We start from the raw sequence: 20371 nt of genomic DNA, 5'->3' as shown, positions 1-20371 counted from the left end.
CCACCCTCGTGTAAATACCAAAACCAGTCCAATGCACTCCAAAACCAGACCTAATAGCCTGTTTTCACCAACCAATTGCGCTTCAAAAAATATTTGTAGACAAATGGTACTGTATAGGTATGCTTTTGGCCAACGAGGAGAGAAACCGTGCTGCCACACACCACAGAGCAAGTGCACCCGGATGCGCACAAGCTGAGCGATGCCACGCTGAAAGACGCCGCCCGCGCCCTAGCCAAGGGGCAGAGAGAGGCCGCAAAAGCGCCCCAGCAGGCCATCTCCGCCATCTGCAGCGGCGCCAGCGCAATGGCGCGCAGCCTCACCTCTGACGGATCGCTCTATTATGTCGCGGCGGGCTCCTCCGGCCTGATGGCGGCAGCAGATGCAATGGAACTGGGCGGTACCTTCAGCATTGATGAAAGCCGCATCCACATTCTGATGGCCGGCGGCCTTCCCCAATCCGCTCATATGCCCGGTGACACAGAGGATGACATCCACGGCCTCTCGGAACAGCTCGCACAGCTGCGTCCGCAGGACACGGTGATTGCCGTATCCGCCAGCGGCACCACCCCCTTCACACTGGAAGCCGCGCGCCTGGCGAGGGCCGCGGGGGCCGCATTGATCGGCATCGCAAACAATCCCGGCAGCCCCCTTCTGGAGCAGGCAGACCATGCCATCGCGCTTGCAACCCCGGCAGAGCTGATTTCCGGCTCGACGCGAATGGGCGCCGGCACGGCCCAGAAAATCGCACTCAACATGCTGTCCAGCCTGATGGCGGTTGAGCTGGGCCATGTCCATGACGGCATGATGGTGAACCTGCGCGCAGACAACAGCAAACTGCGCGCCCGCGCCGTCGGCATCGTCAGCCGGATCACCGGCGCAAGCGCGACCGACGCGCAAATCGCCCTGGATCAGACCGGTGGCGCGGTAAAGCCCGCAGTGCTGATCTGCGCGGGCGCCACCTCTGTCGGGCATGCGCTCACTCTGTTGCAAGACAGCGCCGGGCGGCTGCGCCCCGCGCTTTTGGAACTACCGAAAAGACAAAACAAAACAGACTAACCTTGGGAGGAAATAATGCTACGAAAGTCTCTTACCATTGCGCTGACAACAACGGCGCTGACGGCAACCGCGGCCTGGGCCGAGGATGTGACGCTCACCATCGAAAGCTGGCGCAACGACGACCTGACCCTGTGGCAGGACAAGATCATCCCCGCCTTCGAAGCAAAACACCCCGGCATCAAGGTGAAATTCACCCCCTCCGCCCCTGCGGAATATAACGCGGTGCTCAACTCCAAACTTGATGCGGGCTCTGCGGGCGATCTGATCACCTGCCGCCCCTTTGATGCCTCTCTCGCCCTGTTCGAAGCAGGCCACCTGGCCGATCTCGACGACATGGAGGCGATGAACAACTTCTCCGACGTGGCCAAATCCGCCTGGCAGACCGATGATGGCTCCGCCAGCTTCTGCGTGCCGATGGCTTCGGTGATCCACGGGTTCATCTACAACGCCGATGCCTTTGCCGAACTCGGCATCGACGCCCCCGAGACCGAAGCAGAGTTTTTTGCCGCGCTGGACAAGATCCGCGAAGACGGCACGTATATCCCGATGGCGATGGGCACCAACGACCAGTGGGAAGCCGCCACGATGGGCTACAACAACATCGGCCCGAACTACTGGAAAGGCGAAGAAGGCCGCCGGGCTCTGATCGCAGGTGAGCAGAAACTGACCGACGAGGCCTGGACCGCCCCCTATGCGACCCTTGCCAAATGGGCGCCGTATCTCGGCGATGGCTATGAGGCGCAGACCTATCCGGACAGCCAGAACCTGTTCACCCTTGGTCGCGCCGCCATCTACCCCGCGGGCTCGTGGGAGATTTCGGGCTTCAACACCCAGGCCGATTTCCAGATGGGCGCCTTCAAACCGCCGGTCCAGAATGCAGGCGACACCTGCTATATCTCTGACCACACCGATATCGGCATCGGCATGAATGCAGCCACCGACCATCCTGAGGCCGCAAAGACCTTCCTTGCATGGGTCGGCTCGCCGGAATTTGCGTCGATCTTCGGGAACGCCCTGCCCGGCTTCTTCCCGCTGTCCAAGGAACCTGTCGAACTGGCCGATCCGCTAGCCAAGGAATTCGTCAGCTGGCGTGGCGAGTGTGAAAGCACCATCCGCTCCACCTATCAGATCCTGTCCCGCGGCACGCCGAACCTCGAAAACGAGACCTGGGGCGCATCTGTCGCTGCCATCAAGGGCACGGCCTCGCCTGAAGAGCTGGGTGCCAAGCTGCAGGATGGCCTGGCCAGCTGGTACGCACCGCAGCAGTAACCCCTGCGCTGCAATTGTCTCCGGGCGGTGCATCGCCGCCCGGACACCTCAGGAGACTCCCCATGACCAAGCCCCGCGTCCGCTGGCACATCGCCGTCTTTCTGGCGCCTGCCGTGCTGATCTACTCTGCCGTGATGATCTTTCCGCTGTTCAACACCCTGCGGCTCGCGCTCTACAGCCGCGTCGATCAGGAGCGGATCTTCACCGGATTGGACAATTTTCGCACCCTGTTTTTTGACCCCATCTGGGCCGAGCAGTTCTGGAACGCTCTGGGCAACAACTTCTGGTTCTTTCTGGTTCACATGCTGGTGCAGAACCCGATCGGCATCGCACTCGCCGCGATCCTCAGCCATCCACGGCTTCGCTTTGCCGCGCTTTACCGCTCTGCGATTTTCATTCCCACCATCCTCAGCTTTGTCATCATCGGCTTTGCCTGGAAACTGATCCTCTCGCCGATCTGGGGCATTGCCCCCTCAATGCTGGACGCGGTTGGTCTCAAATCCCTGTTTGCTCCGTGGCTGGGCAAGGAAGAATACGCCCTCACCACACTGGCGCTCATCTCTGTATGGCAGTTCGTCGGCATTCCGATGATGCTGATCTACGCCGCCCTTCTGTCGATCCCCGAAGAAATCCTGGAAGCCGGTGAAATCGACGGCATCACCGGTCTGGCCGCCTTCTGGAAGATCAAGCTGCCGCTGATCCTGCCGTCAATCGGGATCATCTCGATCCTGACATTCGTTGGCAATTTCAACGCGTTCGACCTGATCTACGCATCCCAAGGCGCGCTGGCTGGGCCCGACTATTCAACCGATATCCTGGGCACGTTCATGTATCGCACGTTCTTTGGCTTCCAACTCCAGCTGGGCGATCCGCATATGGGGTCGGCCATCGCCGGGGCGATGTTTGCGATCATCCTCGTCGGCGTCTGTATCTATCTCTTTGGCATCCAGACCCGGATGCGCCGCTACCAGCTGTAAGGAGGTCGGACCATGAACAAGGCCCGCACAAACCCCCTAAACGCGTTCGCCATGCACGGCGCGCTGATCCTTTACACGCTGATTGCGCTGTTTCCGGTCTTTGTGATCCTCATCAACAGCTTCAAGACGCGCAAGGCGATATTCCGCGAGCCACTGGCGCTGCCGGATGCCGACAGTTTCTCGATGATCGGCTACCAGACAGCTCTCAAACAGGGCGATTTCTTCCTCTATTTCCAGAACTCGCTGATCGTCACGGTCGCCTCACTGGCGCTTGTGCTGCTGTTTGGCGCCATGGCGGCCTATGCGCTGAGTGAATACCGCTTCAAGGGCAACACGCTGATGGGGCTGTATCTGGCCCTTGGCATCATGATCCCGATCCGCATCGGCACTGTTGCGATCCTTGAGATGATGGTGGCGACAGGACTGGTGAACACCCTCTGGGCGCTGATCCTTGTCTACACGGCCCAAGGCCTGCCGCTGGCGGTGTTCATCCTCAGCGAATTCATGAAACAGGTGAGCGACGATCTGAAAAACGCAGGCCGCATTGATGGGCTCAGCGAATACACCATCTTCTTCCGACTGGTGCTGCCCCTGGTGCGCCCGGCAATGGCCACCGTCGCCGTGTTCAACATGATTCCGATCTGGAACGATCTGTGGTTTCCGCTGATCCTGGCCCCGGCCGAAGAGACCAAGACGCTGACACTGGGCAGCCAGGTCTTTATCGGGCAATTCGTCACCGACTGGAACGCGGTTCTGTCGGCGCTGTCGATGGCAATCCTGCCGGTGCTGATCCTCTATGTGATCTTCTCCCGCCAGCTGATCCGCGGCATCACATCGGGGGCGGTGAAATGATCTGTTCAGCCCTTGCATCAACAGGCCCGCTCCCGTCCGCGTGGGGGCGTGAAGCGCCCCGGCTCAGGCTGCGCAAGACCGCTTGTCCTGATCTTCTTGCAGGAGTCTGCTCATGACCCGTGTTCTGATCGCAGGCCTTGGCAATATGGGCCTGTCCCATGCCCTTGCCCATCACGGCCACCCCGACGCCGAAATCATCGGTCTGGTGAACCGCTCCGGCACCGTCGACCACCCAGACCTGCAGGGCTACCCTGTCTTTACCGACTTTCACGCCGCCCTGCACAAGACCAAACCGGACCTCGTGGTCGTGGCCACCTATTCCGACAGCCATGCCGACTACGCCGTGGCCGCGATGGAGGCAGGCGCGCATGTCTTTGTCGAAAAACCACTCGCCACAACCGTCGCCGACGCCCGCCGCGTGGTGGCAAAAGCGCAGGAAACCAACCGCAAGCTCGTGGTCGGCTACATTCTGCGCCACCACCCCAGCTGGGTCCGCCTGATCGCTGAGGCCCGCGGGCTTGGTGGGCCATATGTCTTTCGCCTGAACCTCAACCAGCAATCCAGCGGCGCCGAATGGGAAACCCACAAGGCGCTGATGCAGATCACCTCTCCCATCGTGGACTGCGGGGTGCACTACGTCGATGTGATGTGCCAGATCACCGATGCCGCACCGGTCCGCGTCCACGGTATGGGGCTGCGCCTGTCGGATGAAATCGCTGCCGACATGTATAACTACGGCCAGTTCCAGGTGGTGTTCGCTGATGGCTCTGTCGGCTGGTACGAGGCAGGCTGGGGGCCGATGATGTCGGAAACCGCCTTTTTTGTGAAAGACATCATCTCCCCCAATGGATCCGTCTCCATCACCGACGGCAACAAAGGCGCCTCTGCCGATGTGGACGGCCATACGCGCGTCGGCAGCATTCTGGTGCACCGTCCCGGCGGCGACCACAGCATCGACCTGCCGGATGAGCCGGGCCATCAGGCCCTGTGCGATGCGGAACAGGCCTACATGCTGCGCGCCATCGCCGAAGACATTGATCTCACACGCCATATGACCGACGCCGTGCAATCCCTCGCCATTTGCCTGGCCGCGGATGAAAGCATCCGCACCGGCCAACCCGTTTCTCTTGAGGAGCCCCGCTCATGACCGCCCTGTCGCTGAAGAACGTCAACAAATCCTTTGGCCCTGTCCACGTCCTGAAAGACATCAACCTTGAGGTCGAAGACGGCGAGTTCGTGGTCTTTGTCGGCCCCTCCGGCTGTGGCAAGTCCACCCTTTTGCGGGTGATTGCAGGGCTGGAAGACGCAACATCAGGCGAAATCCATATCGCAGGCGAACAGGTCAATTTGACCCCGCCCTCCAAGCGCGGGATCGCAATGGTGTTCCAGAGCTATGCGCTCTACCCCCACCTGAACGTACGCGGCAACCTGACCCTTGCGCTGAAACAGGAACGCCAGTCCAAAGCCGTGATCGAAGAGCGCGTGGAAACCGCCAGCCGCATGCTGGGGCTGGAACCGTATCTCGACCGCTACCCGTCAGAGCTGTCCGGTGGCCAGCGACAGCGCGTTGCCATTGGCCGCGCCATCGTACGCCAGCCCAAACTGTTCCTGTTTGACGAACCGCTATCAAACCTCGACGCGGCCCTACGCATGAACACCCGCATCGAAATCGCCAATCTGCACCGCCAACTGTCGGCCTCGATGATCTACGTGACCCACGACCAGACAGAGGCAATGACCCTTGCGGACAAGATCGTGGTTCTGCGCGACGGTCGGGTAGAACAGATCGGCAGCCCGATGGATCTCTACAATGATCCGGCAAACCGCTTTGTCGCGGGCTTCCTTGGGGCGCCGTCGATGAACTTCCTGCCCGCCAGCACCCTGACGCCGGATGACCCGCGCGAAATGGGTCTGCGCCCGGAAGACATCCGCCTCGAAGGGGGTGGCCCGATTGCTGGGACGGTCTCTCACGTGGAACATCTGGGCGGCGACACCAATGTGATTTTGCAAACCCAGACCACGCCGCTCACCATCCGGCTGTTCGGCCAGCACGCCATCGCACCGGGAGAAAGCGCCCAATTCGGCTACGATCCCGCCCGCGCCTATTACTTTGCACAGGACGGCCAGCGCCTGCGCTGATCACCACAAGACCCCACCGCTGCAGACCCGCCTGGGCGGGTCTGCCTCCCCGTGCAGCAACCACACACAGCAGCCAACGACACACCGCAGCCAACAAGTGCGTCAGCCAGTTGGCTGGCCTTGACGCGTCACAATCGCGCCAGACACCACGTCAACCGGGCCAAGCTATCCCGACCAGCTGCCAAGCATTTTCGGCCCCAACCGGACCATCACGGTGATCCGGATGGAGGTCAGTAGCGCGGACAAAGTGTGAATTCGCTGCGGTTGCGCGAATGGCAGCTTTGTAGGAACATGTTCGAATGAAGCGATTTATGAAATCAGCATTTGTTATCGTGGCCGTTTGCTTGGCGATTGCTGGAAATTTATCAGCGCAAAGGTCTCAGCAGTTCTTTCGACGCCTGCTTGCCACCAACCTCAGGTGGCAACGTGAACGCCGAAGACTGCCCTCTGACATATCGCCCACCACCACCAATTGGGCAAAGCGTTGTTGTAATCGAGTGCCATTTTCTACCGGAACGAGCGGAATTTCTTGGTAAAGTCTTTTTGACGATGCAATGTTCCATTTCGAACCGCTCAGAGGAGCGTGTCGCCTCCTTCAATTATGGTGTTCGTTACTTGGCGGCAGGCAATTCGACAGTTCTCAAGGAGGTTGGCTTCGAAGGCGAACAACGCTTTGGTACGGCACTTTTGGTGCCAATTTTACTACCACAAGAAACGCAGTCGCTCAGACTAGTCGCCTCCGACTTGCCAACTGATGTTGTCACTGCCGATTTGGACATTTCAGTGGAAGTCATAAGCGTACGTACGCCGGACGGTCGCATCCTAAGATAACTACAGGAAGCCGTCATTCGTGCGGTCTGCAGCATTCGGTAAAGTGGGCTCGAAGCCCGATTTCGCTGCGCGAGGGGCGAAGGTCCGCCATCCTGTGCAGCTCACAACCTGGGTCAGCGACATGACACGGGTGTCAGCTTTGCCTGATCTTCAACAATGAGGGGGTAGTGGCGGACCGAGGAGGATTCGAACCCCCGACCCCTTGATTCGTAGTCAAGTACTCTATCCAGCTGAGCTATCGGTCCACTGCGGCGGGGTTTACTGGGGCTGGGCGCAGGGCGCAACCCCAAAATGTCACAAACCTGCAGCTTTTCTCAAATTATCTGCCGAACCCCAGAAAAACATCAGAAAACCAAAGGCTTCTGTGGATAAATCCCGCTCAGATCGTGCCGTCCCCCTTGGGAAGGCAGATGTCGAACACGGTGCCCTCAGGCCCTGTTTCACGTAAAACCACCATGCCGCCGTGACCGCGGGCCAGCTCATTGGCGATGGTCAGCCCAAGGCCGGTGCCCCCCTTGCGATAGCTGCCCTGAAAGGCGGTGAACAGGTTCTCTGCCGCCTTTGCAGGCAGGCCCGGCCCGGTGTCCGCAACAGAGATCCACCAGCTTTCCCCGTCCTCGCGGGCCGATATGGTGATGCGCCCCGCCTTGCCCGTGGCCTCGATGGCCTGACGGGCATTGCGCACGAGGTTCATGACGATGCGGAACAGCTGCTCAGGGTCCGCCCGCAGGCTGAGATCACTGGGCACCGCATTTTCAAATGTGACCAGTTCCTTGTCCCGGTTCGCAAGCCCCTCGGCCTCAAGGATATCCTCGACCTGCCCATGCAGCGTGACGCGGGCAAAGGTCGGCGCCGGTTCCTCGGCCTTGCCAAAGGCCAGCGTGCCTTCGCACAGCGACACCGCGCGCGTGATCGAATTCACCAGTTTGGGCGCCAACCGCCGCACAAGGGGGTCTTCGCTCATCTCGATCCGGTCGGTAAACAGCTGCGCCGAGGTCAGGATATTGCGCAGATCGTGGCTCACCTTGGCCACCGCCCCTCCCAACTGGGCCAGACGCTCGCGCTGCTTGAGAGCCTGCGTCAGCTCTGTCTGCAGCTTCATCAACGCCTCTTCGGCCTCGCGCAGCTCGGTCACACCGGCACTGGGGTGGATGATCCCGCGGGCATCCTCCGGCGCCGCCGCATAGCGCTGCATATAGCCGATAACGCCCTTGATCGGCTTCACCATGAACCGGCGCACCGCTGCAAACAGCAAAACCGCCGTAAAGATCGAGATCACCGCCGACAGCAGCAGAATGCGCACGCCATAGTCGATCATGGCGGCGCGCAGCCCCTTGGTTTCGATGGTGATCTCGATCAAAAGGCCCGCCTCGCGCACGGGCGAGCCGATGACACGGATGATTTCATTTTCAGGGGTCAGCAACCGTTGCATGGCCTGCCCGATCAACGAAAACGGGCTGCTGTTGCGCAGATCATAGGTGCCTGCAATCGGCGACGGGATGGGCGAGGACAACACCAGCTGGCGCACCTCGTCGCGGCGCAGCACCACGTTGAAGACGCCCGCGTTTTCCAGCAGCTCCGCCTCCAGCTCTGTCTCCAGCATATCATCCGCCAGCAACGCCAGCGACGCGATCTGCGCCCGCTCCAGCCGGTCCGACAGGTAATCCAGCCGGAACCGCGCGATGGACGGGACAAAAATCAGAACCTCGGCCAACATCACGAAGACCGTGGTCAGGATCAGGAATCGGCCTGATAGCGTGTTGAGCATTCCGCCCCTTCCGGCGTTACGGGAGCCAGCGCTGCACAAAGCGCACCACTTGTTTCACTCTTGGACTATCAAAAAGCCGTGGCGAGAAATAGGCCCCTGCAACACGTTTATTCATTTCGGAAATTGTCGGATAGGGCGCAACCATCGCGGCGACCTGGCTCATCTTCATGTTGTTGGCGATGGCCATCGACCACAGCGCAACCAGTTCCCCCGCCTGATGGCCGACAACAGAAACACCAACCGGGCGACCCTTGACCACCATCACCTTGATCAGGCCCTTGCTCTTGCGCTCCCCCAGGGCGCGGTCGTTGTGGTGGTAATCAAATCGCGCCACCTCCAGCCGGTCGCCATGTGCCTTGCGCGCCTCCGCTTCGCTCAGACCGACCTGCGCCAGTTCAGGGGCCGTATAGGTCGACCACGGAATGTGGCTGGTCTTGGCCTTGGACGGCAGGCCGAACAAGATCGACTTGATGATGACGCTGGCATGATAGCCGGCCACATGAGTGAACTGCAGCCCCCCGGCCACGTCCCCGATGGCATAGACACGGCGGTTCTTGCTGCGCAGGCTCTCATCGACAACCACCCCGGCGCGGTTGGTTTCCACCCCCGCAGCCTCAAGATTGAGCCGGTCGATATTGGCTTTGCGCCCGACCGCCATCAAAAGGTGGCTGCCCTCAAAGACGCGACCGTCCTTGGCGGTGACCCGCACGCCCCCTGTTGGCGTTGCGCCGATATGGGCGGCCTGCGCCTCTTCTGCGATTTCGACACCCTCGCTGCGCAGCTGATCCAGCACGATCTCGGCCAGCTCCGGGTCGTCCTTGCCAAGCGCCTTGGCCCCCTCGATCACCGTGACCTTGCTGCCCAGGCGAATATGGGCCTGCGCCATTTCCATGCCGATGGGGCCACCGCCGATAATCAGCAGGTGATCGGGCCGCTCGCGCAGGTCGAACAGGGTTTCATTGGTGTAATACGGCACATCTTCCAGCCCCTCGATCGCAGGGACAAAGGGGGATGAGCCGGTGGCAATCACAATGCGCCGCGCCGTGATGCGAAACGCACCGGCCTCGACCACGCGATCATCGACGAACCGGCCATATTCACGAACGACCCGCACGCCAAAGCCCTCGAATCGCTCCTGGCTGTCCACTGGGGCGATGGTGGCGATCACGTCATGCACGTGATCCTTGGCTGCCGAATAATCCACCACCGGGGCCTGATCGGCCACGCCATAGGCGCTGGCGTGGGACTGGGTATAGGCGGTTTTCGCCGCCGCCAGCAGCGCCTTGGAGGGCACACACCCATAGTTCAGGCAGTCGCCCCCCATCTTGTGACCCTCCAAAAGGATCACGTCCGCCCCCATCTGGCTTGCCCCCGCCGCAACCGACAGACCGCCGGATCCGGCCCCAATCACCAGAAGATCACAGGTCAACTCTTGCATGGTCACTGCTCCGATTCTTGGGTGGTTGCCGCCGCAGGCGCATTGCCCGCACGTGGTTTGCGTTTCTTCAGAAGGATGGGCAGCGCTGCCAGCACACACAGGCCGATGATCGGGCCAATCACATGTGGCTCCCACAACAGGGACAGGTCAGGCGTCTCACCGCGGTCAAAGACAGAACCAAGCCCAACACCGATCCAGGTAAAGACGATGGCACCGGGAATGATGCCGACGGCCGTGGTCCACAGGAAATTGACCAGTTTGACCCCCACCAGCGCAGGCAGCAGATTCGCCACAAAGAAGGGCACCGCCGGGACCAGCCGCAGCAGCAAGAGGACTTCGATCTCGTTTTCCCGCAACGCCTGCTTCAGCATCTTGACCCGACCCTCAGCCGTCTCCAGCCGCTGCGTCAGCATCGCGCCAAGGCCCCAGCGCGCAGCCAGAAAGATGCCCAGCGCCCCGGTTGTGGCGGCCAGCACATTGAACGTCGTGCCCAGCGCCAGACCAAACAGGAAACCGCCCGTGACCGACGCCACCGCCGCACCGGGCAGCGAAAATACCACAATGACCACATAGGTCAGCATGAACAGCCCGACGAGCCCGGCATAATTGTTGTCGCGAAACGCCATCAGCGCCTCGCGGTTGTCGCGCAGGGTTTCAAACGTCAGATAGTCCCCCAACGTCATGGCACCGATCGCGGCCACCACCAAAACAGCGGCAAGGGGCAGAAACCGCCCCAGACCCGGCTTCTTTGCCGATTCTCTGGCCTCACTCTGAGAGGGCTGCGATGGGGTCTGATCCTGCATGGGGCGATGCTCCTGCTCTTCTGGCCGTCTGCCTGTCTGATGTCTGCTCTGGCCTCGTGCCAGAACAGGCGCGTCTGCGACCATCCCCGTTGACAGGGCGGGGTCGCGGTGTTGGTGGTACCTGCAAAATAGCCCCGGCACGAGCGCTGCAGCGCTTATCTCACAGCGGCTTGATCGTGCCCGCGAAAAAAGTGAGCCATTTGTCCCATTCCGTGCTGTTTCGGGGCTATCTGTTACAAAACCCTTCTGTTAAAAGGCCGCGAGCGCCCGATTTTCGGGGAAATGTTGCATTTCGCGCAGAAAACACCCCGCTGGGGTTTGACTCGCACGGCATTCCCTTCTAGAGACCGGGCTTCGAGATAGACCCCGGGTGGCCGATTCCGCGCCGTCCCGATGTAAACAGTTGGAGACCGGAGCGATGAAACGCACCTATCAGCCTTCGAACCTGGTTCGCAAACGCCGCCACGGCTTCCGTGCGCGCATGGCCACCAAGGCAGGCCGTAAGATTCTGAACGCACGCCGCGCACGCGGTCGTAAAGAACTGAGCGCATAAGCTCAGTTCACGTTCTGACGGACATGACACCGCCGGAGACCCCCAAGGATGGCAACGCTGCCCGCGGGGATCAGTCTCCGGCGGTGTCCGTTTGTGCATCTGATGCAACCGCCGCCCGCGCGTTGCCGCAGCCACAACCCGTGGTGATCGCCAAGCGTCGCGATTTCCTTGCCGCTGCCCGCGCCCGTCGTCAGGGCACCAAGGGCATGATGGTCCAGGGCCGCAACCGCCGGAGCGATGAACCCGGTGGCGATGGCATTCGCATGGGCTTTACCTGTTCCAAAAAGGTCGGCAACGCAGTGGCCCGCAACCGCGCCAAACGGCGCCTGCGCGAAGTTGCGCGGATGATTCTGCCTCTGCATGGCCGTGCGGGATGGGACTATGTGCTGATCGGACGGGCCGATCAGACGGCAGATCGCCCCTTTGAAGAGCTGAAGCGGGATCTGATCTACGCCCTGAAAAAGATCCACGGCCAGTAAGGTTGCACCAGTAAAGCTGCAACGGGCTCCCTCCCCGGCTGGGGCGCTGTCCTGATTGCCATATCGCGCAACTCTGCCTATCTATCCGCCATGACCCCGCTGGCCCATCTCTTTGCGCTGCCTGTGCGCGCCTATCGGCTGATCTTCAGCCCCTGGGTTGGATTTAACTGCCGCTATCAACCGACCTGCTCGGCCTATGCGCTGGAGGCGCTGGAAAAACACGGCGCCATCCGTGGCACATGGCTGACACTGCGCCGGATCGGCCGCTGCCACCCGTTTGGCGGCGACGGCTACGACCCGGTACCCGGATGCAGCTGTGCCGATCACGGCCCTGACCAGCAGCAAGACACATCAAGCACCACAGACCCCAAGGGCCCTGCCCCGCACCACCGCGATCAGAACCCGCGCTAGTCGTCCTTCTTCTCAAAGAAGATCGTGACCTCGCCCAGTGTCACGCCAAAGCGGCTCATATAGGCCTTGTTCAAGAGCCGCTCGTCCTCCAGCAGCCACATCCAGTCGTCAAAGGACACCCGCATCGTGTCTCCGCCCGGCACCGGCAGGTCGATTGTATAGGCCCAGTTAAAGGTATCGCCCCGCTCTTCGCCGCGTGCCTTGCCCTGCACCCCGTCCGCCGTGCCCTCCCAGCTGTCCGGCCCGGTTTTGGTCAGGGTCCAGATCCGCTGTTCCGTGCTGCCATCGGCATAGCGGAAATCCTCGGTCAGGGTCAGATCCCTGCCATCCCACTCTCCCGTGATGTCGACAACAAACCGCCGCCGCACCGTGCCAAAACGGTCGGTGAACTGGCCGTAGGCCACTGTCTGCCCCACGAAATACTCTTCCAGATTAAGCGCCTTGTCGCTCAGCTTCTCATCCGACAGGCTTGGCCGCCCACAAGAGGCAAGCGCCGCAACCCCGGCAACCGCGCCTCCGATCAGCGCCAGTCGCCCCAGACGGCGCATCGCGCTGCGCTTGGAACGGTGGCGGGTGGTATCTTGGCTGGCAGGGGTCATGTCTTTCACCTCATGTTGGGGGCGCTGCATCGTCTGATGACTACGCATCACGCCCGCCTTCGGATGACTTTGCAGGCCCGGCCACCCGCGCCCGGATCGCCCAGATCACCTTTTTTCCTTGGCAAAACGCCGATCCTCGGCTAGGGCGCGGCCATGCTTGATGATGATCTCGACGATATCCACCCGCTGTTTGCCGGCGCCCCCTCCACAACGGAGTTCAAGAAACTCCGCAAACGGATCGTGCGCTACGCGCGCGAGGCGATCGAACAATACGGCATGGTGGAACGCCGCGCCGATGGCAGCACGCCGAAATGGCTGGTGTGCCTGTCTGGCGGCAAGGACAGCTATACCCTCCTCGCGGTTCTCTATGAACTGAAATGGCGCGGGCTGCTGCCCGTGGATCTGCTGGCCTGCAATCTTGATCAGGGCCAGCCCGGTTTCCCGGCCACCGTCCTGCCCGAATTCCTGGAAAAGATGGGTGTGCCGCACCGCATCGAATATCAGGACACCTACAGCATCGTGATGGACAAAGTGCCCCAGGGCCGCACATATTGTGCACTCTGCTCGCGTCTGCGCCGGGGCAACCTCTATCGCATCGCCCGCGAAGAAGGCTGCTCTGCGGTGGTCCTTGGCCATCACCGAGACGACATTCTGGAAACCTTCTTCATGAACCTGTTCCACGGCGGTCGCCTGGCGACCATGCCGCCCAAACTGGTGAACGAAGAAGGCGATCTGTTTGTCTTCCGCCCCCTCGCCCATGTGGCCGAGGCCGATTGCGAGAAATTCGCCCGCGCGATGGACTATCCGATCATCCCCTGTGATCTCTGCGGCAGCCAGGACGGGTTGCAGCGCCAGCAGGTGAAACAGATCCTCGATCAGTGGGAATCAAACAGCCCCGGTCGCCGTCAGGTGATGTTCCGCGCGCTGATGAATGCCCGCCCCTCGCATCTTTTGGATCCAAAACTGTTCGATTTTTCTGCTCTTAGCCTGAAAAATCCGGAATTAACTGCTGATTCAGACGAGATTCCCGACCTGCGTTAACTAGACGGTGAGACGCCGATTCTAATCTGTAGCCACTGCCCCTCGTCGTAGGTGAAAGGTCTACAGATGACAAAAACGCTGTCGCAGACACTTGCGCACGTCAGAAAACGGATTGTTCCGGTGCTTCTTGGCCCGCCTCTTCTGGCGTTTCTGCCTGCCCTGACGCTTGCGACCTTCTGGATGGGGGGAGAGGCCGCCCTTTTGATCGTGGCCCTTGGTCTGCCGCTGGTCTTTGCCGCGATGGGTGGCTTTGCCCATCTGCGCCGCCCCGGCCAGCCGCGCGACCGCCTTACCGGGATGTTGCTGCGCGACGGGTTCGAGGAAATCACCTGCGAAATCTATGACAGTGCCGCCGAAAGCGGCCTGCGCTCTGCCGTGTTCATGGTCGAACTGGACGATTTCAAGGATCTCGCCCAGCGCCACGGCCAGGAGACCGCCGATATGCTGGTCAACCGGTGCGGCGACCGGATCCTGTCGATCCTGCGCCCGCAGGACAGCGTTGCCCGCATCAGCGACAGCCGCTTTGGCGTCTGCCTGACCCCGGTGCTGCAAATGGATCTGGAACTGGCCATTCAACTGGCAGGCCGCCTGCAGACCGCGATTGAGGAACCGATTTCCGTGGATGGCGTCTCTGTCTACGTGTCCTGCTCCATCGGGTTCTGCCTTCACGGGCGGGCGCCGAAACCGGCGGGCTCTGACTGGATCAATGCCGCCACCACCGCCCTGATGGAGGCCCAGACAAACGGCCCCTCCGGCATTCGCGCCTATACCGAAGACATGGACAAACGCGGCAAGGCCCGCGGCGACGTCAAGGAAGAACTGGTCAACGCCTTGGAAAGCGGCCAGATCCAAGCCTGGTTCCAACCCCAGATCTGCACCGACACGGGCCGCGTTTCCGGGTTCGAGGCGCTGGCGCGCTGGAACCATCCCGTGCGCGGCATGATCCCGCCCATGTCCTTCCTTCCCGCGCTGGAAGACGCAGGGCTGATGGAACGGCTCAGTGAAATCATGCTGTACAACGCCCTCACCGCGCTCAAGGCGTGGGATGCGGCCGGGCTGAATGTCCCCTCTGTCGGCGTGAATTTCGCAACGGACGAGCTGCGCAACGTCAATCTCGTTGAGCGCATCCAATGGGAGCTGGAGCGCTTTGGCCTCACCCCGGACCGGCTTTGCGTCGAAATCCTGGAAACCGTGATGACCGATCAGCCCGACGACATGATCGTACGCAACATTGCCGCGCTTGGTGAATTGGGCTGCAATATCGATCTGGATGACTTTGGCACCGGCCATGCCTCTATTGCTGCGGTCCAGCGGTTCCGTGTCTCCCGGATCAAGATCGACCGCTCCTTTGTGATGAAGGCCGACCGTGACCCCGAACAGCAGAAACTGATTGCCGCCATCCTGACCATGGCCGAGCGGCTGGATCTCGCAACCCTGGCCGAAGGTGTGGAAACCGTGGGCGAACACGCGCTGCTGGCGCAGCTGGGTTGCGATCATGTGCAGGGCTTTGGCATCGGCCGCCCGATGCCCTTTGACCAGACGCTGGACTGGATTGCCGCCCATGAGGCAAAGCTGCAGGACGCCCCGGTGATTGGCCGTCAGGGAAAATAACCGAAAGACACTGAACCAGCGGCACGCCACCGGGATCCGCGCGCCGGGTTTTTGCCTGCGCCCCTACGGCCAAGTCTGATACATCGGGCCAGCCAACCGTCGGCTTCAGCCGACCGTCATCGCCCCGGATCATCCGGCCTGCCTGCACGCTTTCGCCCCTCCCCGAACAGCCGACTCGCGTTTGGTGCAAATGACCAATTGCTGCGAATCCGGCGGGAATGCCCGGAAATCCCGGCTCATCGCGACTGCGACACCGCTGCGGGGGCGATTCCACTTGACCTTTGGGGTCCACCTCTGTTGAACCACACCCTGTCATTCCATGCACGAGGTGGCGGTCCCCAATGGACGATCAGAACAAGAACCTTCTTCTCGCAACCGCGCTCAGTTTCCTGGTGATTCTGGGCTGGTATATCTTTTTCCCGCCCCCGGAGCCTGCCCCGCAGCCCGACGCCGAGATCGCGCAGACCGCGCCTGCCGGCGATGGCGTCTCTGCCCCTTCGGCGGCTCAGGCCATCGCAGGTGACGCGGCAGCCGCTGGCGCAGCCGAGGCCGAAACCGCAGCCGATGCACCGCGCGTGGCGATCGACACCGCGCGTGTCACCGGCACCATTTCGCTGCAGGGCGGCCGTCTGGATGATCTGGCGCTGAAAGATTACCGCGTTTCGCTGGAGCCCGACTCTCCCATCGTCAAGATGCTGTCTCCCGCAGGCAGCCCGAATGCCTATTACGCGCTGTACGGCTGGGCACCGGGTGCCGGTCTGGGGATCGATGATGTCCCCGGTGCAAACACGCTCTGGTCGCTTCATGAAGGTGAGACCCTGACGCCCGAGACCCCCGTGACCCTCTCCTGGCGCAACGGTAAGGGCCTGACCTTCTTCCGCACGATCTCCATCGACGAGAACTACATGTTCCAGGTCGTACAAAGCGTGATGAACGAAGGCGCAGGCACTGTTTCGCTCGCACCTTACGGCACCATCGCCCGCCACGGCATGCCCCAGGATCTGAAGAACTTCTTCATCCTGCACGAAGGCGTCGTTGGCATGGCAGACGGCACGCTGGCGGAAATCGACTATGACGACATGGCGGATTTCGATCTGGACGCCCGCAGCGGCGCCCGCAGCGAAATCACCCAGGTTGAAGGCAACGGCTGGATCGGTTTCACCGATCACTACTGGATGTCCACCCTGGTGCCCGAGCCCGGCCAATCCTTCCGCTCGATCGCGAAATTCGACGAACGCCGCGAGATCTATCAGACCGACGTGGTGCTGCCGACCGTGACCCTTGCCAATGGCGAAGGCACCGAGGTCACCACCGAGCTGTTCGCCGGTGCCAAGGAATGGGCCACCATCCGCGGCTACCAAAAAGACGGCATCGAAGGCTTCCTCGATTCCATCGACTGGGGCTGGTTCTTCTTCCTCACCAAACCGATCTTTGCGGTTCTGCACTGGCTGAACGCGCTGATCGGCAACATGGGCTGGGCGATCATCGGCCTGACCGTGCTGATCAAGATCCTCGTCTTCCCGCTGGCCTATAAATCTTATGCCTCGATGGCAAAGATGAAGGAACTGCAGCCGGAGATGGAGAAGATCAAGGAAAAGGCCGGCGATGACCGCCAGAAGCTCCAGCAGGAGATGATGGCGCTCTACAAGAAGGAAAAGGTGAACCCCGCCGCAGGCTGTTTGCCGATCCTGATCCAGATCCCGATCTTCTTCTCGCTCTACAAGGTGATCTTTGTCACGCTGGAGCTGCGCCACGCGCCCTTCTTTGGTCCCTTCCAGGATCTCAGCGCGCCTGACCCGACCTCCATCATGAACCTGTTCGGCCTGCTGCCGTTCACAGGTCCGGAGCCGGGCAGCATTCTGGCAACCGTGCTGATCGGTATTCTGCCGCTCCTCCTGGGTATCTCCATGTGGCTGCAGCAAAAGCTGAACCCGGCACCGACCGATCCGACCCAACAGATGATCTTTGCATGGATGCCCTGGGTATTCATGTTCATGCTGGGTGGATTTGCATCGGGTCTGGTGGTGTACTGGATTGCGAACAACACCATCACCTTCACCCAGCAGTACCTGATCATGCGCAGCCACGGCTATAAGCCGGATGTGTTTGGCAACATCAAGTCGAGCTTCAAGAAGTCGCCCAAGGCGGAGAAGTAATGACAGCAACTGTCAAGGAAATGTGGCGGCACCCGATCAAAGGTATCGGGGCCGAACCACTCTCAGAGGTCCGTCTGGAAACAGGCGGGCCTATGCCGTTTGACCGGGCCTGGGCGGTGCTGACCGGCACCTCTCAGGACACCGGCGCATGGCAGCACTGCCGCAACTTTGCCCGCGGCTGTTTTGGCCCGGAACTGATGGCGATCACCGCACGCACCGACCTTGCCCAGGACGGAGCGGCGCAGATCACCCTCAGCCATCCCCGCCAGCCCGATCTCAGCCTCACCCTCGGCGCAGATATTGCCGCCGAAAGCGACCGGCTGATCGCGTGGCTAAGCCCGCTTTATCCCAGCGAACGCCCCCAGCCCCACAGCCTGATCAAGGCCCCAGAGGGCGGGATGGCAGACGCCAGTTTTTCGGCCGTGGCCATCCTGTCGCTCAGCTCTCTGCGCGCGCTTGGGGATGTGCTGGGTCAGGAACTGGATCCACGCCGGTTTCGCGGCAACATCTGGATCGATGACACCGCCGCCTTTGGCGAATTCGACTGGGTCGGCCAGCAGCTGCAGATCGGCGAAACCCGTCTTGAGGTGGTGGATCGCATCACCCGCTGCCGCGCCACGGAAACCAACCCCGACACCGGGGTCCGCGATGCTGAAACATTAAAAGCCCTGCGTGACACATGGGGCCACACCGACTTTGGCATTCGCGCCAAGGTTCTGGATGCTGGCCAGATCCGCATCGGCGACAAACTGGAGCTGTTGTGATGCAGATGTCCTTTCCCCTGGCCGAACAGCCGGATGAAATCATGACCGAAAAGGGTCGCAAGCTGTTTGCGGGCGAATCCACCTTTGTCAAAGGCGTGGTCGCCATGTCCGGCCTGCCGGATGCCGACCGGATGGAGGTCTGCTTTGCCGGGCGCTCCAATGTCGGCAAATCCAGCCTGATCAACGCCCTGACCGGGACCAAGGGTCTGGCGCGCGCGTCAAACACGCCGGGGCGCACGCAGGAGATCAACTACTTCACACAGGGGCCAGAGCTGTATCTCGTCGACCTGCCCGGCTATGGCTACGCCAATGCGCCGCTGCCCGTGGTCGAGAAATGGCAGCGCCTGCTCAAGCAGTATCTCTCTGGTCGCCAGACCCTGCGCCGCGCCTTTGTGCTGATCGACAGCCGCCACGGCATCAAAAAGGTCGACGCCGAGATCATGAAGCTGCTCGACAGCTCTGCGGTGACCTTTCAGGTGGTGATGACCAAGGCCGACAAGGTCAAGGAAAAGGACCGTGCCGCCGTGCTGTCACAGGTGCGCGAGGCGCTCTCCAAACACCCTGCCGCCTATCCCGAGATCGTGCTGACCTCTTCGGAAAAGGGCGACGGCATCCCCACGCTGCGCGCCATCATCGCAGGGCTTGAATAACCCTCAGATCGCGCAAAAACAGCCGAACAAAAATGCCCCCGTGATCTGCTGATCCGGGGGCGTTTTTGTCTCTAACCCGCAGGTCAGAGCCACATGGTCAGGCTGGCTCAGACGTGCTGGGCGCCGTTCACCTCGATTTCTGCCCCAGAGATATACGAGCTCTCTTGCGAGCACAGGAAATAGATCGCGGCTGCGACCTCCTCTGGCTGACCCAGACGCTGCATCGGCAGTTTCTTGACAATCTTGTCGGTGCCGGGGCTCAGGATCGCGGTCTCCACTTCGCCCGGCGCGATGGCATTCACCCGCACCCCCAGAGGGCCAAAGTCATGCGCCATCTCCCGCGTAAGCGCAGCCAGCGCCGCCTTGGATGTGGCATAGGCCGCACCAGCAAAAGGATGCACCCGACTGCCCGCAATAGAGGTCACGTTGACAACCGATCCTTTGGCAGCGGCCAGCTCATCCTTAAGGCCCCGCGCCAGGACAACAGAGGCAAAGAAGTTCACATGGAACACCTTGCCCCAGGTCATCAGGTCGGTATCCAGCGTATTGAGCCGCGCCCCATCCGCCCCCTTGGGGGACACCCCCGCATTATTGACAAGCGCATCCAGCCGACCGTCCAGCCGCTCCTGGATTTCACCCACCTTGTTGATGGTGTCGGTCGGGTCGGACAGATCCACCTGAACATGGTTTTCCTCGCCGCCGCCCCAGGGGCATTCCGCCGGAAACGGCTGGCGCGAACAGGTGATGACCCGCCAGCCCTCGGCATTGAAACGACGGACGGTGGCATGGCCGATTCCACGGCTCGCCCCGGTCAGCAAAAGGGTCTTCTGGCGCATCTTATCATCCTTGGGATGGGGCCAGCGGGGAGAGTGGCCCGAACATGAAACAGATCGCACCAGCGGGTATCAGCAGGGGCCCGGCTCATTGCGATCAGCCCAAACTTAGGCGCGCGCCGTAGTGGCCGCAATGGGGCG

At 61.3% G+C, this 20371-nt stretch carries 20 protein-coding genes and 1 tRNA gene; 15 read left to right on the top strand and 6 right to left on the bottom strand.

Annotation, left to right across the window (positions count from 1 at the left end; translation table 11 throughout):
* Window positions 1–147 precede the first annotated feature (147 nt).
* From NIT7645_RS10250 to NIT7645_RS19445, 7 genes are all read left to right on the top strand, one after another.
* Entirely contained in the window at window positions 148–1056 is a 909-nt protein-coding gene (locus tag NIT7645_RS10250; RefSeq protein WP_050686953.1) for an N-acetylmuramic acid 6-phosphate etherase, read from the top strand.
* A 15-nt stretch (window positions 1057–1071) separates the two neighbouring features.
* Entirely contained in the window at window positions 1072–2325 is a 1254-nt protein-coding gene (locus NIT7645_RS10245; RefSeq protein WP_050686951.1) for an ABC transporter substrate-binding protein, read from the top strand.
* A 62-nt stretch (window positions 2326–2387) separates the two neighbouring features.
* A complete protein-coding gene (locus NIT7645_RS10240) occupies window positions 2388–3302 on the top strand; it encodes a carbohydrate ABC transporter permease (protein ID WP_008560149.1) in 915 nt (304 codons plus the stop codon).
* 12 nt (window positions 3303–3314) lie between these two features.
* Window positions 3315–4154 (top strand): carbohydrate ABC transporter permease, encoded by an 840-nt coding sequence (locus tag NIT7645_RS10235; protein WP_050686949.1) that lies wholly within the window; start codon window positions 3315–3317, stop codon window positions 4152–4154.
* A gap of 112 nt (window positions 4155–4266) precedes the next feature.
* The gene (locus NIT7645_RS10230) at window positions 4267–5301 is read left to right on the top strand and encodes a Gfo/Idh/MocA family protein (protein WP_050686947.1); all 1035 of its coding nucleotides are present in this window, start codon (window positions 4267–4269) and stop codon (window positions 5299–5301) included.
* Window positions 5298–6293, top strand: coding sequence for an ABC transporter ATP-binding protein (locus NIT7645_RS10225; RefSeq protein ID WP_050686945.1), 996 nt, complete (start codon window positions 5298–5300; stop codon window positions 6291–6293). The genes NIT7645_RS10230 and NIT7645_RS10225 overlap by 4 nt, the downstream gene beginning before the upstream one ends.
* A 426-nt stretch (window positions 6294–6719) precedes the next feature.
* On the top strand, window positions 6720–7124 hold the full coding sequence (locus NIT7645_RS19445; protein ID WP_131724148.1) for a hypothetical protein: 405 nt from the start codon (window positions 6720–6722) through the stop codon (window positions 7122–7124).
* A gap of 168 nt (window positions 7125–7292) precedes the next feature.
* Here the strand turns inward: NIT7645_RS19445 and NIT7645_RS10220 are convergent.
* The 4 genes from NIT7645_RS10220 to NIT7645_RS10205 form a co-directional block, all read right to left on the bottom strand.
* A tRNA-Arg gene (locus NIT7645_RS10220) sits at window positions 7293–7369 on the bottom strand.
* 134 nt (window positions 7370–7503) lie between these two features.
* Window positions 7504–8892, bottom strand: coding sequence for a sensor histidine kinase (locus NIT7645_RS10215; protein WP_008559593.1), 1389 nt, complete (start codon window positions 8890–8892; stop codon window positions 7504–7506).
* 16 nt (window positions 8893–8908) lie between these two features.
* Window positions 8909–10330 carry a dihydrolipoyl dehydrogenase family protein gene (locus NIT7645_RS10210; protein WP_050686943.1) on the bottom strand — a complete coding sequence of 474 codons (1422 nt, stop codon included), beginning with the start codon at window positions 10328–10330 and terminating at the stop codon, window positions 8909–8911.
* 2 nt (window positions 10331–10332) lie between these two features.
* Complete coding sequence (locus tag NIT7645_RS10205) at window positions 10333–11133, bottom strand: TVP38/TMEM64 family protein (RefSeq protein ID WP_050686942.1); 801 nt, start codon at window positions 11131–11133, stop codon at window positions 10333–10335.
* A gap of 418 nt (window positions 11134–11551) precedes the next feature.
* Here NIT7645_RS10205 and rpmH point away from each other — a divergent pair, with 418 nt between their 5' ends.
* The 3 genes from rpmH to yidD all read left to right on the top strand — a co-directional run bounded on the left by rpmH (window position 11552) and on the right by yidD (window position 12576).
* The gene (gene rpmH / locus NIT7645_RS10200) at window positions 11552–11686 is read left to right on the top strand and encodes a 50S ribosomal protein L34 (RefSeq protein ID WP_008554144.1); all 135 of its coding nucleotides are present in this window, start codon (window positions 11552–11554) and stop codon (window positions 11684–11686) included.
* A gap of 23 nt (window positions 11687–11709) precedes the next feature.
* Window positions 11710–12165 carry a ribonuclease P protein component gene (gene rnpA / locus NIT7645_RS10195; RefSeq protein WP_050686940.1) on the top strand — a complete coding sequence of 152 codons (456 nt, stop codon included), beginning with the start codon at window positions 11710–11712 and terminating at the stop codon, window positions 12163–12165.
* A gap of 90 nt (window positions 12166–12255) precedes the next feature.
* On the top strand, window positions 12256–12576 hold the full coding sequence (gene yidD, locus NIT7645_RS10190) for a membrane protein insertion efficiency factor YidD (protein ID WP_050686937.1): 321 nt from the start codon (window positions 12256–12258) through the stop codon (window positions 12574–12576).
* Here the strand turns inward: yidD and NIT7645_RS10185 are convergent.
* Window positions 12573–13124 carry a DUF3833 domain-containing protein gene (locus tag NIT7645_RS10185; protein WP_050687101.1) on the bottom strand — a complete coding sequence of 184 codons (552 nt, stop codon included), beginning with the start codon at window positions 13122–13124 and terminating at the stop codon, window positions 12573–12575. The two genes, yidD and NIT7645_RS10185, sit on opposite strands and share 4 nt — an antisense overlap.
* 204 nt (window positions 13125–13328) lie before the next feature.
* On the opposite strand from NIT7645_RS10185, the gene ttcA reads away from it, so the two are divergent.
* From ttcA to yihA, 5 genes are all read left to right on the top strand, one after another.
* The gene (ttcA, locus tag NIT7645_RS10180) at window positions 13329–14216 is read left to right on the top strand and encodes a tRNA 2-thiocytidine(32) synthetase TtcA (protein ID WP_008560305.1); all 888 of its coding nucleotides are present in this window, start codon (window positions 13329–13331) and stop codon (window positions 14214–14216) included.
* A 66-nt stretch (window positions 14217–14282) separates the two neighbouring features.
* Window positions 14283–15827, top strand: a complete 1545-nt coding sequence (locus tag NIT7645_RS10175; protein ID WP_050686936.1) for a putative bifunctional diguanylate cyclase/phosphodiesterase — start codon at window positions 14283–14285, stop codon at window positions 15825–15827.
* A gap of 341 nt (window positions 15828–16168) precedes the next feature.
* Entirely contained in the window at window positions 16169–17983 is a 1815-nt protein-coding gene (yidC, locus tag NIT7645_RS10170; RefSeq protein WP_008562959.1) for a membrane protein insertase YidC, read from the top strand.
* Complete coding sequence (locus tag NIT7645_RS10165; RefSeq protein WP_050686933.1) at window positions 17983–18747, top strand: MOSC domain-containing protein; 765 nt, start codon at window positions 17983–17985, stop codon at window positions 18745–18747. Before yidC ends, NIT7645_RS10165 begins: the two co-directional genes overlap by 1 nt.
* Complete coding sequence (gene yihA, locus NIT7645_RS10160; RefSeq protein WP_008559961.1) at window positions 18747–19397, top strand: ribosome biogenesis GTP-binding protein YihA/YsxC; 651 nt, start codon at window positions 18747–18749, stop codon at window positions 19395–19397. Before NIT7645_RS10165 ends, yihA begins: the two co-directional genes overlap by 1 nt.
* A 107-nt stretch (window positions 19398–19504) precedes the next feature.
* On the opposite strand, the gene NIT7645_RS10155 is transcribed toward yihA, so the two are convergent.
* Window positions 19505–20233, bottom strand: a complete 729-nt coding sequence (locus tag NIT7645_RS10155) for an SDR family NAD(P)-dependent oxidoreductase (RefSeq protein ID WP_008562619.1) — start codon at window positions 20231–20233, stop codon at window positions 19505–19507.
* Between the last annotated feature and the right edge of the window lie 138 nt (window positions 20234–20371).

It is taken from the genome of Phaeobacter italicus, assembly GCF_001258055.1.
GTDB classification, from domain to species: Bacteria; Pseudomonadota; Alphaproteobacteria; order Rhodobacterales; family Rhodobacteraceae; genus Phaeobacter; species Phaeobacter italicus.
Note: the sequence above shows the minus strand (reverse complement) of the source record. Positions and strands in the feature narration are given on the sequence as shown.

What these genes read in the sequence shown, in the direction of transcription:
- NIT7645_RS10245 (WP_050686951.1), top strand. Translation starts at nt 1,072, where the DNA reads ATGCTACGAAAGTCTCTTACCATTGCGCTGACAACAACGGCGCTGACG.
- NIT7645_RS10240 (WP_008560149.1), top strand. Translation starts at nt 2,388, where the DNA reads ATGACCAAGCCCCGCGTCCGCTGGCACATCGCCGTCTTTCTGGCGCCT.
- NIT7645_RS10235 (WP_050686949.1), top strand. Translation starts at nt 3,315, where the DNA reads ATGAACAAGGCCCGCACAAACCCCCTAAACGCGTTCGCCATGCACGGC.
- NIT7645_RS10230 (WP_050686947.1), top strand. Translation starts at nt 4,267, where the DNA reads ATGACCCGTGTTCTGATCGCAGGCCTTGGCAATATGGGCCTGTCCCAT.
- NIT7645_RS10225 (WP_050686945.1), top strand. Translation starts at nt 5,298, where the DNA reads ATGACCGCCCTGTCGCTGAAGAACGTCAACAAATCCTTTGGCCCTGTC.
- NIT7645_RS10215 (WP_008559593.1), bottom strand. Translation starts at nt 8,892, where the DNA reads ATGCTCAACACGCTATCAGGCCGATTCCTGATCCTGACCACGGTCTTC.
- NIT7645_RS10210 (WP_050686943.1), bottom strand. Translation starts at nt 10,330, where the DNA reads ATGCAAGAGTTGACCTGTGATCTTCTGGTGATTGGGGCCGGATCCGGC.
- NIT7645_RS10205 (WP_050686942.1), bottom strand. Translation starts at nt 11,133, where the DNA reads ATGCAGGATCAGACCCCATCGCAGCCCTCTCAGAGTGAGGCCAGAGAA.
- rpmH (WP_008554144.1), top strand. Translation starts at nt 11,552, where the DNA reads ATGAAACGCACCTATCAGCCTTCGAACCTGGTTCGCAAACGCCGCCAC.
- rnpA (WP_050686940.1), top strand. Translation starts at nt 11,710, where the DNA reads ATGACACCGCCGGAGACCCCCAAGGATGGCAACGCTGCCCGCGGGGAT.
- yidD (WP_050686937.1), top strand. Translation starts at nt 12,256, where the DNA reads ATGACCCCGCTGGCCCATCTCTTTGCGCTGCCTGTGCGCGCCTATCGG.
- NIT7645_RS10185 (WP_050687101.1), bottom strand. Translation starts at nt 13,124, where the DNA reads ATGCGCCGTCTGGGGCGACTGGCGCTGATCGGAGGCGCGGTTGCCGGG.
- ttcA (WP_008560305.1), top strand. Translation starts at nt 13,329, where the DNA reads ATGCTTGATGATGATCTCGACGATATCCACCCGCTGTTTGCCGGCGCC.
- NIT7645_RS10175 (WP_050686936.1), top strand. Translation starts at nt 14,283, where the DNA reads ATGACAAAAACGCTGTCGCAGACACTTGCGCACGTCAGAAAACGGATT.
- yidC (WP_008562959.1), top strand. Translation starts at nt 16,169, where the DNA reads ATGGACGATCAGAACAAGAACCTTCTTCTCGCAACCGCGCTCAGTTTC.
- NIT7645_RS10165 (WP_050686933.1), top strand. Translation starts at nt 17,983, where the DNA reads ATGACAGCAACTGTCAAGGAAATGTGGCGGCACCCGATCAAAGGTATC.
- yihA (WP_008559961.1), top strand. Translation starts at nt 18,747, where the DNA reads ATGCAGATGTCCTTTCCCCTGGCCGAACAGCCGGATGAAATCATGACC.
- NIT7645_RS10155 (WP_008562619.1), bottom strand. Translation starts at nt 20,233, where the DNA reads ATGCGCCAGAAGACCCTTTTGCTGACCGGGGCGAGCCGTGGAATCGGC.